This window comes from Niallia sp. NCCP-28 (assembly GCF_023168165.1).
Classification (GTDB): Bacteria; Bacillota; Bacilli; order Bacillales; family Cytobacillaceae; genus Niallia.
In genome coordinates, this window is record NZ_BQYJ01000003.1 from 298,643 (window position 1) to 313,120 (window position 14,478).

General features: G+C 35.8%; 13 protein-coding genes. 6 read left to right on the forward strand and 7 right to left on the reverse strand.

The genetic code is table 11. The features are described 5' to 3' along the window. Positions 1 to 6: 6 nt before the first annotated feature. The 4 genes from NCCP28_RS10785 to NCCP28_RS10800 form a co-directional block, all read right to left on the reverse strand. Positions 7 to 426 (reverse strand): class D sortase, encoded by a 420-nt coding sequence (locus tag NCCP28_RS10785; protein WP_248561418.1) that lies wholly within the window; start codon positions 424 to 426, stop codon positions 7 to 9. 148 nt (positions 427 to 574) lie between these two features. After that, a complete protein-coding gene (locus tag NCCP28_RS10790; protein ID WP_248561419.1) occupies positions 575 to 1,537 on the reverse strand; it encodes a processed acidic surface protein in 963 nt (320 codons plus the stop codon). A 239-nt stretch (positions 1,538 to 1,776) separates the two neighbouring features. Continuing rightward, complete coding sequence (locus NCCP28_RS10795; protein WP_248561420.1) at positions 1,777 to 3,330, reverse strand: ABC-F family ATP-binding cassette domain-containing protein; 1,554 nt, start codon at positions 3,328 to 3,330, stop codon at positions 1,777 to 1,779. Between the two features lie 106 nt (positions 3,331 to 3,436). After that, complete coding sequence (locus NCCP28_RS10800) at positions 3,437 to 3,982, reverse strand: pyridoxamine 5'-phosphate oxidase family protein (protein ID WP_248561773.1); 546 nt, start codon at positions 3,980 to 3,982, stop codon at positions 3,437 to 3,439. A 106-nt stretch (positions 3,983 to 4,088) separates the two neighbouring features. Here NCCP28_RS10800 and pdxR point away from each other — a divergent pair, with 106 nt between their 5' ends. Next, the gene (gene pdxR / locus NCCP28_RS10805) at positions 4,089 to 5,492 is read left to right on the forward strand and encodes a MocR-like pyridoxine biosynthesis transcription factor PdxR (protein ID WP_248561421.1); all 1,404 of its coding nucleotides are present in this window, start codon (positions 4,089 to 4,091) and stop codon (positions 5,490 to 5,492) included. 27 nt (positions 5,493 to 5,519) lie between these two features. Next, on the forward strand, positions 5,520 to 6,143 hold the full coding sequence (locus NCCP28_RS10810) for a 14-3-3 family protein (protein WP_248561422.1): 624 nt from the start codon (positions 5,520 to 5,522) through the stop codon (positions 6,141 to 6,143). A gap of 5 nt (positions 6,144 to 6,148) precedes the next feature. On the opposite strand, the gene NCCP28_RS10815 is transcribed toward NCCP28_RS10810, so the two are convergent. Both NCCP28_RS10815 and NCCP28_RS10820 read right to left on the reverse strand, forming a co-directional pair. After that, a complete protein-coding gene (locus tag NCCP28_RS10815) occupies positions 6,149 to 6,538 on the reverse strand; it encodes an Hsp20/alpha crystallin family protein (protein WP_248561423.1) in 390 nt (129 codons plus the stop codon). Between the two features lie 168 nt (positions 6,539 to 6,706). Next, positions 6,707 to 6,850 (reverse strand): small acid-soluble spore protein P, encoded by a 144-nt coding sequence (locus NCCP28_RS10820; RefSeq protein WP_282579557.1) that lies wholly within the window; start codon positions 6,848 to 6,850, stop codon positions 6,707 to 6,709. A 254-nt stretch (positions 6,851 to 7,104) separates the two neighbouring features. Here NCCP28_RS10820 and NCCP28_RS10825 point away from each other — a divergent pair, with 254 nt between their 5' ends. The 3 genes from NCCP28_RS10825 to NCCP28_RS10840 all read left to right on the forward strand — a co-directional run bounded on the left by NCCP28_RS10825 (position 7,105) and on the right by NCCP28_RS10840 (position 11,290). Further along, positions 7,105 to 7,362, forward strand: a complete 258-nt coding sequence (locus NCCP28_RS10825) for a hypothetical protein (RefSeq protein ID WP_101178452.1) — start codon at positions 7,105 to 7,107, stop codon at positions 7,360 to 7,362. A 421-nt stretch (positions 7,363 to 7,783) separates the two neighbouring features. Next, positions 7,784 to 10,489: an aconitate hydratase AcnA gene (gene acnA / locus NCCP28_RS10830; protein ID WP_248561424.1), complete on the forward strand. Its 2,706-nt coding sequence runs from the start codon at positions 7,784 to 7,786 to the stop codon at positions 10,487 to 10,489. A gap of 411 nt (positions 10,490 to 10,900) precedes the next feature. Continuing rightward, complete coding sequence (locus tag NCCP28_RS10840; RefSeq protein ID WP_248561425.1) at positions 10,901 to 11,290, forward strand: rhodanese-like domain-containing protein; 390 nt, start codon at positions 10,901 to 10,903, stop codon at positions 11,288 to 11,290. A gap of 50 nt (positions 11,291 to 11,340) precedes the next feature. Here NCCP28_RS10840 and NCCP28_RS10845 read toward each other — a convergent pair whose 3' ends face one another. After that, a complete protein-coding gene (locus tag NCCP28_RS10845; RefSeq protein ID WP_248561426.1) occupies positions 11,341 to 12,324 on the reverse strand; it encodes a D-2-hydroxyacid dehydrogenase in 984 nt (327 codons plus the stop codon). A 678-nt stretch (positions 12,325 to 13,002) separates the two neighbouring features. On the opposite strand from NCCP28_RS10845, the gene glnA reads away from it, so the two are divergent. Further along, on the forward strand, positions 13,003 to 14,337 hold the full coding sequence (glnA, locus tag NCCP28_RS10850; RefSeq protein ID WP_248561427.1) for a type I glutamate--ammonia ligase: 1,335 nt from the start codon (positions 13,003 to 13,005) through the stop codon (positions 14,335 to 14,337). The last annotated feature ends 141 nt before the right edge of the window (positions 14,338 to 14,478 follow it).

Here is a 14,478-nt window from a genome sequence, read left to right on the forward strand (position 1 = left end):
GAACCCTTAGTTATTCAATAAATCTGCGGTAATAATATACCGTTTTGGTGCATCTCCAATATAATAAAAGGGATAGCAGGTAGTCAATGTTAAAATCCCCCGCGATTTTGGTGTAAAAACTCGCTGATCATCGGCAGACACAATTTCCATTTTTCTTATTTTATAATAAAATTTGCCTGTTTTTGTTTGAATGTAAAGAAGGTCCTTTATTTGCAAATCTTTTAAGACACGAAAATAAGTATCTCGATGTCCGGAAAAAATACTGTTGTTTTTTTCTCCAGGCAAGAAACTAGAAGAAAAATGACCTGCTCCTTTTTTTAAAATCGCATCTGTCGTTCCTTCAAAAATAGGGATTGCTTTTTTTGCTGTCGGCAAATAAAGAGTGCCGATTTTTTCTCCTTCTTGGTAGCTTATTTGTTTGGACAATATTTTTTGTTCTCCTATTCTCTTAGGAGCAACTGAATGTTTGGATGATTGGAGATGACTTTTATAAAAAATGCTGCCATTATAGCAGATAAAAAAACATCCACAAACAATAAATAAGATTGCCAGCCAATCCCAAAGAGTCAGGCGCTTATTGATCATTTGACGCCTTTTTCTTCTTTAAAATAAGCAGAAAAATTCCGGTTAACACAAGCAAATAGCCGGTAAATAAAAGAAGTGGTGCAAAAGAAGCGGTATTAGGCAATTGGGACTGATAAAGAGTGGTTAACTCTTCGCTGAGTTTTGTCAGACTCACGACTTTTTCTGCTGCATCCACCGCAAAGCTTGCTGTCAGTATTTCTGGTGATAAAACGAGATTTAATATAAGGTTGTTGTTGTTATCGTAAAGTTCCATTGTAACCGTGTCTAAAAGTTTTGCTGTAGAAAGGTCACTAAGGGAGAGATTTGTTCGTTTGCCGTTGTCATCCACTTTAAAAAACTTCACATGGAGTCCGAGTGTTTTTGTTATATCTTCCCATAAAGCTGTTAATTCATTTTGCTGGGCTTGAGTTAATGCACCTTCTGGATCAATGGCACTTAAAGAGTTAGTTTTTTCCATCCAAGGGTCTATTTTGGAGCTGATCACTTCTTCATCCAATGTTTTAAAATGTGTATACAAATTATTTTTTTCTTTATCTGTAATGCCTACATTTAGCAGAAACGCTTCTAAATTTGCCATTAAGTTCTCGTGATTTTGGTAAAAGTCAATGGCTACATCTAGATCCTCTATATTCCAATAGTCTTGGACCTTCTCATTGAAACCAGCTAATAATATATCCAATTCTTCTCTTGTCATATTATAGGTATGCAAAAGGTCTTCTAAAGAATCAGGCGTAATAGGTGTTCCAATCACTTCTTGCAACTCTTGTTTATTTTGAAAATCATCCAACTCTAGATCTTTTGTTGATAAAAATTCTTTCAAATCTTGTTTAGTCCATCCAATTGATTGTATAAGCTTGGAAACTTCCTTATCAGTTGGCGCAGCAAAAACAGGTGAAACGGCACCAATATAGACAATGAAAAACAAAAATGTCATGAACCCTTTTTTATACATATAAATAAACCCCCCGTTTGACATATGCTATTGGTATTGTTTGTAAAAAAAAGAAATTAATACAGGAAATTGGGAAAATAGTGAAAAAATCTAAAGAACAAAGGCAGATAAAAGGAGAGAAGGATGCGGATAAAAGAAAAAAGACTGGAATGCTATGGATTTAAACAAATTATCAACAATAATTCAGCCGGCATACAAAAAAAGCAGCTGCCAAAACTTCAGCAGCTGCTTTCTAAAAATTATGCTTGGTTATTAGACCATTCTTCTACATTCCAAACTTTTGTTACCCAGTCTTCATAAAAATCTGGTTCGTGGCATACAAGGACAACTGTTCCTTTATATGCTTTTAAAGCTCTTTTTAGTTCTTCTTTTGCGACAATATCTAAATGGTTTGTTGGCTCATCGAATAGAATCCAGTTGCTTTCTTCCATCAATAGTTTGCAAAGGCGGACTTTGGCTTGTTCCCCACCGCTTAATTGATTAAGGGGTCTTGAAATATGCTCATTTTTTAAGCCGCATCGTGCAAGGGCCGCACGCACTTGATGTTGATCCATAATGGGGAACGCATTCCATACATCATCAATAGGTGTCATATTGCCTGCTTTTACTTCTTGTTCAAAATAAGAAGGATAAAGGAAATCTCCTCGTTCCAATTTACCGCTGATTGGTTCAATTTTGCCTAGCATTGTTTTTAATAGCGTAGATTTCCCAACACCGTTGCAGCCGACAATCGCAATTTTTTCCCCGCGTTCAATCGAAATGGACATTTTAGGCAAAAGGGGATGATCATAGCCGATTTCAAAATCCTCCCCAATAAATACATAACGGCTGCTTCCACGTGATTCTTTAAATTCGAATGTTGGCTTGACAGCTGTTTCAGGCCGATCGATTCTTTCCATTCTATCCAGTTGCTTTTGTCTGCTTTTTGCTCGACCTGTTGTGGAATAGCGCGCTTTGTTTTTGCTGATAAAATCTTCTTGTTTTTTAATGAATTCTTGCTGCTTTTCATATGCATGCAAATGCTGATTTTTATTGATTTCAGCAAGTTCCAAAAACTTATCATAACTTGCTGTGTATCTTGTTAATTTAGAGAACTCCAAATGAAAAATAACATTGGATACTTGGTTCATAAATTCCGTATCATGGGAAATCAGTAAAAAAGCATTTGGGTATTCTCTTAAATAAGATGCCAGCCACTTAATATGCTCAACATCTAAATAGTTGGTAGGCTCATCCAATAATAAAACTTGCGGCTGCTCAAGTAGTAGTTTTGCAAGCAAAACTTTTGTTCTTTGTCCGCCGCTTAGTGCAGATACGTCACGGTCAAGCCCGATAGCATCCAAACCTAAACCCCGCGCTGCTTCTTCGATTTTAATATCAAGCGTATAAAAACCGCCAGCATCTAGTTTATCTTGGATTTTGCCCATTTCCTCCAGTAATTCTTCTAACTCTTCTGGTGTGGCTTCACCCATTTTTGCTGTTACTTCATTTAATTTTTCTTCTTCTTTAAAAAGAGGAAGGAAGGCGTCTTTCAAAACATCGCGAATTGTTTTTCCTGGCGTTAAAACCGTATGCTGGTCTAAATAGCCATATTGTACACTTGGAATCCATTCCACTTTTCCTGTATCATGGATAAGCTGCCCTGTAATAATATTCATAAGTGTGGATTTTCCAACACCATTTGCACCTACTAGGCCAATATGATCTTCTGCCAACAGTCGAAAAGATACATCTTTAAATAATGTACGATCTCCAAATGTATGGCTTAAATTTTCTACATTCAATAAACTCATATATCGTTATCCTCGCTTTATTTAAAAAATAATTCTAAAATTCATCATACTAGAATAACGAGGAGAAAACTAGACTTCAAGTTAACTTTCTATTATTTTCATAAAGCTATAGGTCCATCTCTATTGTTCGTCCAGAAGTAAACTTCATTTTTTTATCTAGTTTATTCTCCTTGCCGGTTATTTTGTGTGCTGCCAATTTAAATACAGCTGTTTTGCTTCCTAAAGAAGATTGATATTTTTCAAGATGGGCAGAAGCTAATGGGTTGTTAAAATAGCCAGGCACATATTTATCGAGCATCGTTTGCATGGCAGCTAACTTTTCTTCCCTGCTAGTCACTTTTTCGACTATTCCAAAAATCATCACACTAAAATAAGCGGTATCTGTGTTAGCTGGAATCGGACTTGCTATTGTTCCGAAGTCTTCGCATACAGTAAAACAAGCCTGGCTATTTTTTGTCAGTATGCGAACTTTTCTTCCTTCATTTGCTCCGTGGAAATAGATGCTGTTATTTTGCCAAACAAAATTTAAGGGGACAACATATGGAGCTGATTCATCTGATAATCCTAAATAGCCTATTTTATTTTGTTTTAAAAATTTACAGATAGAATCCATCTCTTTTACTTCTCTCTTTGACATTCTTATTTTTTCCATTTTTTTCATCCCTTCCTGCTATGGTAAAATGATTATATAAAGAATGTGTCCTTCATAAAAGAGACAGAACTTAATAATAATGCTGGTACAGTTTGGAGGGGAGCATATGAATATTTTTTTGCAAAAGGATAATAAAATAGCTGTTTATAAACAGATTTATGATTATTTTCGTACAGAAATATTAAAGGGGAATATAAAAGAAGGGACAAAGCTGCCATCAATCAGGCAGCTGGCAAGCGATTTGCATGTTAGTAAAAATACAGTAAATGAAGCATTTCAGCAGCTTCTTTCAGAGGGGTATATTGAAAGCAAACAAAAAAAAGGATATTGGTCGGTGAAAATAGAAGGATATGTACAAGAAGAACAGAAAGCAGTACTTTTTCCAATAGATGAGAATAAAGAAGAGGAAAAAGGCAGCATCGATTTCCAATATGGTGATATTGATGTAAGGCACTTTCCGACAAAGGTCTGGAAAAAACATCTTGGGGATAGCGTAGATGCATTAGAAAAGGAAATTATGATGTATGGAAAGAAGCAAGGACACCCTCCTTTGAGAAAAGAAATAGCTCGTTATTTATACCAATCAAGAGGGATACACTGCCATCCAGATCAGATTGTTATAGCAGCGGGCACACAAAATATAATCAGGCTTATTGTCTCCCTTTTGCAAGAACGGCCACATGTCGCGATGGAGAATCCAGGGTATGATGGGGTGAAAAATATTTTTGAAAAAGAAGGATGTACACTGACTCCCATTTCTGTCAATCGGATAGAAGGCTATTGTATAGAAGAGTTGGAAAACAGCGACTGCAATCTTGCTTATGTTACACCATCCCATCAATTTCCATTAGGAATGATCATGCCTATAACCAAACGGCTTTCTTTATTAAAGTGGGCAGAGAAACAGAATGCGTTTATTATAGAAGATGATTATGATAGTGAATTTCGTTATGAAGGAGCGCCGATTCCCAGTTTAAAGGGACTGGATAGAGTAGATAGAGTAATTTATGCCGGCACTTTTTCCAAATCCTTTTTACCGGCCGCAAGAGTAAGTTATATGGTGCTTCCAGCAAATTTATTGGAAATCTATCATGCTAGTCAAAAAGAATCCCAGCAAGTTTCTCCTATTATTCAAAGCGCACTTGCGAGATTTTTAGAAAATGGAGATTTTTATAGACATCTGCGAAAAATGCGGAAAGTATATGAAGAGAAAAGAAGGATAGTATTCGAAAGCATTTATAAATATATGGGAAAACAGGTGGAAATTATCGGGGAAAAAGCTGGTTTGCATCTATTGCTTTTTATAGAAGGAAAAAATCCTGATGTATTAAAAGAAAAAGCAAAAGCAAATAAAATTAAGGTATACACGGCGGCTCCTTATTATTGGTCAAATAATCAAGTGGAGAAAGAAAGACCTATATTGCTTGGTTTTGGAGGCTTGGAAAAAGGGGAATTAGAAAATGGAATTAGTCTCCTTGCACAAATTTGGTTTGGAAACAAAAATGAATAGATAAATATAATAGGAGGATAAGAAGTTGTGGGAATATTTTTATTTGCTGTACTGTTGACAATTATGGCGCATTTTTTATTAGAAATGGCCTTTGACTTACAGCCATTTGTACATTATTTGCTTTTATATGTGATTTGTTTTGCTGTGTTGTTAGTGAATATGCTCATTAAACATTATTTCACCAAAAATATGTCAGCAATTGAAAAATTTTTGGTGAAAAAGCAAAAAAATCCTTATTATCGTTTTTTATACGGACTTGCCAATAAGGATGATAAAAAAGTTATCCATTCCTACCGAAAGCTGGTCACGCAAAAAAAATATCAGCAGCATTATCCATTATTAACAGTTGTCTTTTCTTTTTATTTTGAACAATTAGATGGATTGGAAGGAGAAATAGAAAAAATAAAATCACAGAAACTGCGAACATATTATGACTTATGGCTTAAAATAAAAAGAAAAAAACAAGTAAGCAACAAAGAATTTTCAAAAGTAAAAACACCTTGGATGAAGGAAGCCCTTTTAGGGGAATTAAAAGAAGCTACTGGCCAGACCGAACAGGCCCAAATACATAGGAGAAATGCGCTAAAACTGGCAAAAGGCCTTATTTTTTATCAATTGAAAAAGCAATATGAGAGGAAATATATAGATTGATGCTCTTATTTAATGGGAATACTTTTTTTGCCTTTTGATTTAGTAGCCGCTTTTTTACTAATGAGAATTTCTAAGATTTCTCTATTTAAGACCGCTTGAATTTCCTTTGCATCAATCGCAAATGGAAAAGAAACAGTGCGCTGTTTTTTTTCTATATTGTGATTGATTAAGCAGTTTACCATAATGGTTAATGCATCATTTTCGGTTGAAACGTTTAAATCCTCTTTTTTGCAAGGTGGCAATAGTGCTTCAATTATATAATGATTTTCCGTTTCAAATACATCAATCCTAAATTCAGCTTCGTCTAAAAAAGTTGTGAGGGGATCAAGAAAAAAATCCTTTAGCCAATCTTCCATATCGCCATTCCAGTTTTGTTTATCCTTCTTATTATTCATGCTAAAATCCTCCTTATTATTACACATCATATTCTACTCATTCGGAAGATGTGAAAAATAAAGGGGCTACAGCAGCAAGCACAAAGTGTCTGAATAGTTTCAAAGCAATAAGGTGCAACTGAGCTAAAGGAGAACAAGGTGTTCTCCTTTTAGCTGATTAACAATTGTTTACATATCGTGATGGCTGTTATGTTTTTGGCGGCTGTGATTTCTATTTTTTACTTTTTTGCTGCCGCTAAGTGGTTCTGGCTGTCCTGATTGCTGACCTTTTGGAGCGTTTTTACGCATATCTTTGCTGTCATTTTTATTCACAGTTTATCTCTCCTTTTGGCATGCTAATAATATGGCTAACCATTGGTGTATGTTTTTGAAAGAACTAAATTGGTTGTATTTTTTATCCTAAAAAAACCTCTAAATAGAAGTTTCACTCATTAGAATGGGCAAATAATGTTCCTTTATACTGAATAATTTTGTATTTGGCGACGCAAATTATTACTAGAGTTTTTTAGTGACATTTTTTATTGGAATATGTCCATCCATCTTGATTTAATTGGAGGTTTAATTAAATGATTTATGATAAAGATAAACAGCAAGCATTTCAGGCAGCGCAGCGAGGATTAATCGAAACACAGAATTTATATCAAGATATTGTAAAAGATTCAGCAAGTTATGGGCATCAATTAAAGCATTTAAAAGAAGAAATCAATGAAACCTATCAGCAGATTGAGAATGCATTAGAAGTAGCATCAGAACATCAAAGACATCAATTAGAAACATTTCAGCAAGATTTAAAAAGCATTGTCAGTGAAGTAAACGAATTTTAAGAGAATCGGGCTTAGATCAGACATTTATGGGACATTTTAGAAAGGAGTCTTGTTATGTCTGGTCTTTTTTTGGTTGTTTTTGTAGAGGCTGCAGATTTTAAAATCTGCAGCCTCTACACACTTTGGGTTCTGTAGTCGAGCCGCTGCTTCCCGATTTTTCTGTTAAAAACAACAAACTTTGAGAAAAGAGTTTTTTGTTGTACTGAAAATATATCACCTGCAATGATTGATACAGAGATATAATAAAGCCTTTTCATAAGTTAATCTTATTATAATTGATAACTTTCTTATTATTTACTTATGAATGAAAGTATATTAAAATGAAAGACGGTAAATAGGGAATAGAAGAGTTTGTAATAGTACATATTGTTCGACTATTTTTCTATTTTTGGTATATGATTACATAGAGGGGGTAATACATATGGCAAAAGATATTTTTAATGCACGCAAATCCTTTGAATTAGATGGAAAGCGTTATCATTATTATCAATTGGCAGCTTTAGAAAACAAAGGGATTGGAAAAGTTTCCAATCTGCCGTATTCTATTAAAGTTCTATTAGAATCGGTTTTACGACAAATGGATGGTTTTGTAATTGATGAAAAGCATGTTGAAAATCTAGCAAAATGGGGAACAAATGAAGTACAGGAAATTGATGTTCCATTTAAGCCTTCTCGTGTTATCCTGCAGGATTTCACAGGAGTTCCAGCAGTAGTAGATTTGGCATCTTTAAGAAAAGCCATGGCAGACCTTGGCGGAGATCCAGATAAAATCAACCCGGAAAAACCAGTTGATTTAGTTATCGACCACAGTGTTCAAGTAGATAAATTTGGCACACCTGATGCATTAAAAGCAAATATGGATTTAGAATTTGAACGAAATGCAGAGCGTTATCAGTTTTTAAGCTGGGCGCAAAAATCATTTGATAACTACCGTGCTGTTCCTCCTGCAACGGGAATCGTCCATCAAGTAAATTTAGAATATTTAGCAAATGTTGTTCATGTTGTAGAAAATGAAGACGGTGAATATGAAACATTCCCTGATACATTAGTTGGGACAGATTCCCATACAACAATGATCAATGGAATCGGTGTACTTGGATGGGGCGTTGGCGGTATTGAAGCAGAAGCTGGCATGCTTGGACAGCCATCTTATTTCCCAGTTCCTGAAGTAGTTGGGGTAAAGCTTGTTGGGGATATGCCAAACGGTTCTACTGCAACAGATCTTGCGTTAAAAGTAACACAAGTGCTAAGAACAAAAGGGGTAGTCGGCAAATTTGTTGAGTTCTTTGGTCCTGGCGTGCCACAGTTACCGCTAGCAGACCGTGCTACAATTGCCAATATGGCACCAGAATACGGAGCAACTTGCGGATTTTTCCCTGTAGATGAGGAATCTCTTACTTATATGCGCTTAACAGGACGTTCTGAGGAGCAAATTAAAGTAGTAGAAACTTACTGCAAAGAAAATGGATTATTCTTTGATCCAACGCTTGAGCCTGTTTATACAGATGTAGTAGAAATCAATCTTTCTGAAATTGAGGCAAATCTTTCAGGTCCTAAACGTCCGCAGGATTTGATTCCATTATCTAATATGCAAGAAGCATTTGTAGATTCTGTAACGGCGAAAGAAGGAAACCAAGGATTTGGCTTGAAAAAGTCTGAATTTGATAAAGAAGTAACGGTGAATTTTGCAAACGGCGACTCTACAACCATGAAAACTGGTTCTGTTGCGATTGCAGCAATTACTAGCTGTACAAATACATCGAATCCTTATGTATTAGTAGGAGCTGGTCTTGTTGCGAAGAAAGCAGTAGAACTAGGAATGGAAGTTCCTAAATTTGTGAAAACATCTTTAGCTCCTGGTTCAAAAGTAGTAACAGGCTATTTAAGAGACTCCGGTCTTCTGCCGTATTTAGAGCAAATTGGCTTTAACTTAGTAGGTTATGGCTGTACAACATGTATTGGTAACTCTGGTCCATTGCGCGAAGAAATCGAAATGGCAGTCGCTGATTCTGATTTGCTTGTCACATCTGTGCTTTCAGGTAACCGCAACTTTGAAGGACGCATTCACCCACTAGTGAAAGCAAATTATTTGGCATCACCGCCGCTAGTAGTTGCATATGCGCTTGCTGGTACGGTAAATATTGATTTGCAAAAAGAAGCAATCGGCAAAGACAAAGATGGCAATGATGTTTTCTTTAAAGATATTTGGCCATCAACAGAAGCAGTAAATGAAGTAGTTCATCGCACTGTAACGCCTGAACTATTCAACAGAGAATATGAGCGTGTATTTGATGATAATGAACGTTGGAATGAGATTCAAACAAATAGTGATTCACTGTACACATTTGATGAAACGTCTACGTATATACAAAACCCTCCATTCTTTGAAGGGCTAAAGCCAGATCCAGAACAAGTTCTTCCATTAAAAGATTTAAGAATTGTCGGCAAGTTTGGCGACTCTGTGACAACAGACCATATTTCTCCAGCTGGAGCAATTGGCATCAATACACCTGCTGGAAAATACTTAAAAGATAATGGAGTAGAACCACGTGACTTTAACTCTTACGGTTCTCGTCGTGGTAACCATGAAGTAATGATGAGAGGTACGTTTGCCAATATTCGTATCAGAAACCAAATCGCACCAGGCACGGAAGGCGGCTTTACTACTTACTGGCCAACTGGTGAAGTTACATCTATTTATGATGCATGTATGCAATATAAACAAGATGGAACAGGTTTAATGGTTATCGCCGGCAAAGATTATGGAATGGGTTCATCTCGTGACTGGGCTGCTAAAGGTACGAATCTACTTGGAATTAAAACAGTTATTGCGGAAAGCTTTGAGCGTATTCACCGTTCTAACCTAGTGTTAATGGGGGTATTGCCTCTTCAATTTAAAGACGGAGAGAATGCAGAAACTTTAGGGTTGACTGGAAAAGAAACATTTAATGTCTATGTAGATGAAACAGTTAAACCACGTGATTATATCGAAGTGACTGCTACAGATGAAACTGGCAAGAAAACTACATTTGAAGCATTAGTTCGTTTTGATTCAGAAGTAGAAATTGACTATTACCGTCATGGCGGAATTTTGCCGATGGTATTAAGAGATAAATTGAAAAATTAATCAATAATAACAATGGTGCCAGGCAAATAGCGCATCTAGTATAGGAATAAGAACTTATACTGGATGATGATTATGGTCTTGCACCATTTTTTATATGCAGCCCTTTGACAAAACTTTTCTGCGAGTAAATCGCAATAAAGTAGAACTTCAATCAGCGGAGGGAATAGAAATATTTAGAGAAGGCCCTAAGTGCTTTATATGCTGGAAAGATATTAAAGGCGACGAAGTTGTTTATGTGAAAATGCGTTATCCAAAATATAAAGGGATAACGGAAATGAGAGCATATTTAAAAAATGAAGGAAGTTTTATCTGGAAAGATTATTTTAATAAACAGTCGAGCAGTTTAATAGGAAAATAACCGGCTATTTGTTACTATAAAGTAGTATAGACAAACATTAGGAGGAATAAAAAATGGCATTAACATTTGGGCAATTAGTAGAAGAAGCTAAAAATAACGTACCAGGCATTTCATCTGCAGAGGCAAAAAAGAAGATTGCAGAAAATCCAAATACATATGTAATTGATGTTCAAGATGCAGCGGATGCGGGTGCTTGTGGTTTAATTCCGAGCAGTGTCAATATTTCATTAGGCATGCTTCCGATTCGTGCAGATTTAGAATTGCCGGAAAATTTCCGCAATCCCGAATTAGCGGATAGAAATCGCCCAGTTCTTGTTACATGCGGTGCAGGCGGACAAGCGGCATTAGGAGCTTATCTATTAAAACAAATGGGCTTTACAGATGTGGCGTTTATTGAAGGCGGAACAACGGCATGGAAAGAAGCTGGGTTTGAAACAGTTTAAGTAAATGAAAAAGCGGGCTTCCTATCGGATTCAGCCAGAGGAAGCCCTTATTAATAGCCTGATTTTTTGTCTACCACATTTAAAAGGGGAAGCCCTTTTTTAAAACGGATAATATTTTCTAAAAATATATCCATATAACGTTCTATCGTTTTAGGAGAATAATAAGCAGTATGTGGAGAAATTAGACAATTATCAAGAGTCCAAAATGAATGATCTTCTGGAAGAGGTTCTACTTCAAAAACATCGAGTGCCGCTCCTCTAATTTTTTTCGTTTTTAAGGCATGGATTAAGTCTGTTTCTACTATTGTATTTCCCCTGCCAACATTTATTAAATAGCTGGTGGGTTTCATTTTATTTATTTTTTCTTCGTTAATTAGATGAAGGGTTTCTTTGGTCGATGGAAGGGCAAGCACAAGAAAATCTGCTTCCGTCAAAACCCTATCTATTTCTTCTAAACTTACTACCTCGTCTGCAGGATCATTTTGGTCAAGTGGCTGAGCTCGTTTCCGACAGCCAATTACCCTCAACTCCAGCCCTTTTATCCGTTTGGCAATTTCTTTGCCAATTTCTCCGTATCCGATAATGCCAACTGTCGCTCCGGCTAACTCTGTAATATTTGTTTCTTCCCAGCTTTTTGCCTGTTGATTGTAAATCATGTTTGGGATGCCTCGTGCCAAACTTGTAATCATGGCAATTGTATGTTCAGCAATAGGAATGGACGTGCAGCCTTTCGTATTTGTAATTATTAAATCATGCTCAATCGTTTTTTGATGAAGAAGTTGATCCAGGCCTACACTTAAAGATTGCACCCATTGGATATTTGGCGCAGATTCTAGAATAGTAAGAGAATCATGAAGTCCTAATGTTAAGACAATATTGCATAATGTGAGGTCATAGCTGACAGCTGGTTCTTTTTCGCCATATATCCATGGCTCTATGAATACTGTTGCTCCAAGCTCATTTATTTTTTGTACATATTTTTCTGGTATAGTGTTGCGTGCATAGATAACCAGTTTTTCAGTAGAACTATCCACAATTACCGCTCCTTTATAAAGACAGTTTTTACACGCTTATACAAGGCTATAGCCATTGTTTTTTTCTTCCTTTATTCAAATAAATTCGAATCTAAATAAAATATAAGCTTCTTTCTATTATAGAAAAAAGAGTGCTGGACAGTTTTTCCAGCAAAATTTTTTTATGGAATAACAACTTAATAGCGAAAAGATGCTTTATATCTTTCCGGCAATGTCAGTCGCCCCTTAATGGAAAGCAAAGAAGGAAGAATGCATTCATGTACTCTTCTAAAAACAGCTAATCAAAAAATAAAGCAATTGTATTCCATACTCTAAATCAAGTGCAGGGCTAACCGCAAGATAGGGAGAGCTGATTAAAAAATGGAAAAAAGAATTTTGGCAAGATTTATAGACAATATATGCTGTTTAATGGAAATAGGAAGCTGAAAATTTCAATTAAACAGCAAATGATTCAAACAAAATTCGACCTTTTTTCACATGATTTTAAACTTTCTAACTTTTTGACGAAAAAAATTAATAATTATGAAAATGCATTAAATCAACATTGTAAACGCTATCTAGTTAAATATTTAAAAAATACGAAAAACTTTTCGTAAAAAAACCATTGTATAAAAATAAAAGATTACTTATAATAAAAGCAAGTTAGTTAAATGAACATGAATTGTGAGGTAAAATGACATGGCAGAGATTACATTAGAACAAATTCAATCAATTATTAAAGAGAAAAGTGTAGAGTTACTACATCTACAATTTGTTGACATCGAAGGAATTTTAAAAAATATCACAATTACTTCAGCACAATTAGATGACGCTGTTGAAGGTAAAATTATGATGGATGGATCTTCTATTAAAGGTTTTTCGCCTATTAATAAATCAGACTCTTACCTTGCTCCAGACTTAAATACATTTGTAGTATTACCATGGACTGAAACAGAAGGATATTCAGAAGCACGTTTCCTTTGCTCTGTAACAAATCCAGATGGAACATTGTTTGAAGGAGATACTCGCAATGTTCTTAAGAAAACAGTAGCACGCGCAGCTGAACATGGATATTCCATCTCTGTAGGACCTGAATTAGAATTTTTCTTATTCAAAACAGATGAAAATGGTTATCCTACAACTGAACTTGGCGATTTAGGCGGATATTTTGAGCCATCACCAAAAGATTTAGGAGAAAAAGTTCGTGTTGAAATTTTTAAAGCATTAAAAGCAATGGGCTTTACAATTGAAGCACTTCACCATGAAGTAGCGGAAGGGCAACATGAAATCAACTTCAAATATGCGGATGCTTTAACTGCAGCAGACCTTTCCACTACGTACAAATGGGTTGTAAAAACAATTGCAGCACAATACGGTTTGCATGCTACATTTATGCCAAAACCAGTATTCGGAATCAACGGTTCTGGAATGCATGTTAATATGTCATTCTTTAAAGATGGCCAAAACGTATTTTTTGATGAGTCTGATGAACTGCAGCTTTCAAGCACAGCTTATTCATTTATCGCAGGACTTCTAGAAAATGTTAAGAGTTTCGTAGCGGTAACAAACCCTCTAGTAAACTCTTATAAACGCCTAGTTCCTGGATATGAAGCACCATGCTACTTAGCTTGGTCTGCATCTAACCGTTCTGCATTAATCCGTATTCCAGCGAAAAAAGGAATGGCTACTCGTGTAGAGCTTCGTTGTCCAGATCCATCTGCTAACCCATACTTAACATTTGCAGTAATCGCTTCTGCAGGTTTAGACGGAGTAGAAAAAGGCTTAAAAGCACCAGCTCCAGTTAACGAGGATATCTTCCATATGTCAGAAGAGCGTCGTGAAGAGCTTGGAATCGACAGTTTGCCTGGTGGATTAGAAGCAGCTATTGCTGAACTGGAAAATGGCGAAATCGGTCTTAAAACACTTGGAGAGCATGTATTCAATGAATATATCGCTGCTAAAAAAGCTGAGTGGGATAGCTATCGTACAGCAGTTCATGCTTGGGAAATTAACAATTATCAATTTAAATTCTAATAATAGGCATGTAAAAAGAGGAAGGCAAATGCCTTCCTCTTTTATTGGAAGATTAATAGAAACCGATTTTAATACTGACTAATTAATACAATCTAAAGTACTAGGAATAGTAGTTTTTTTTATGCAGTTCTTTTAATTTGT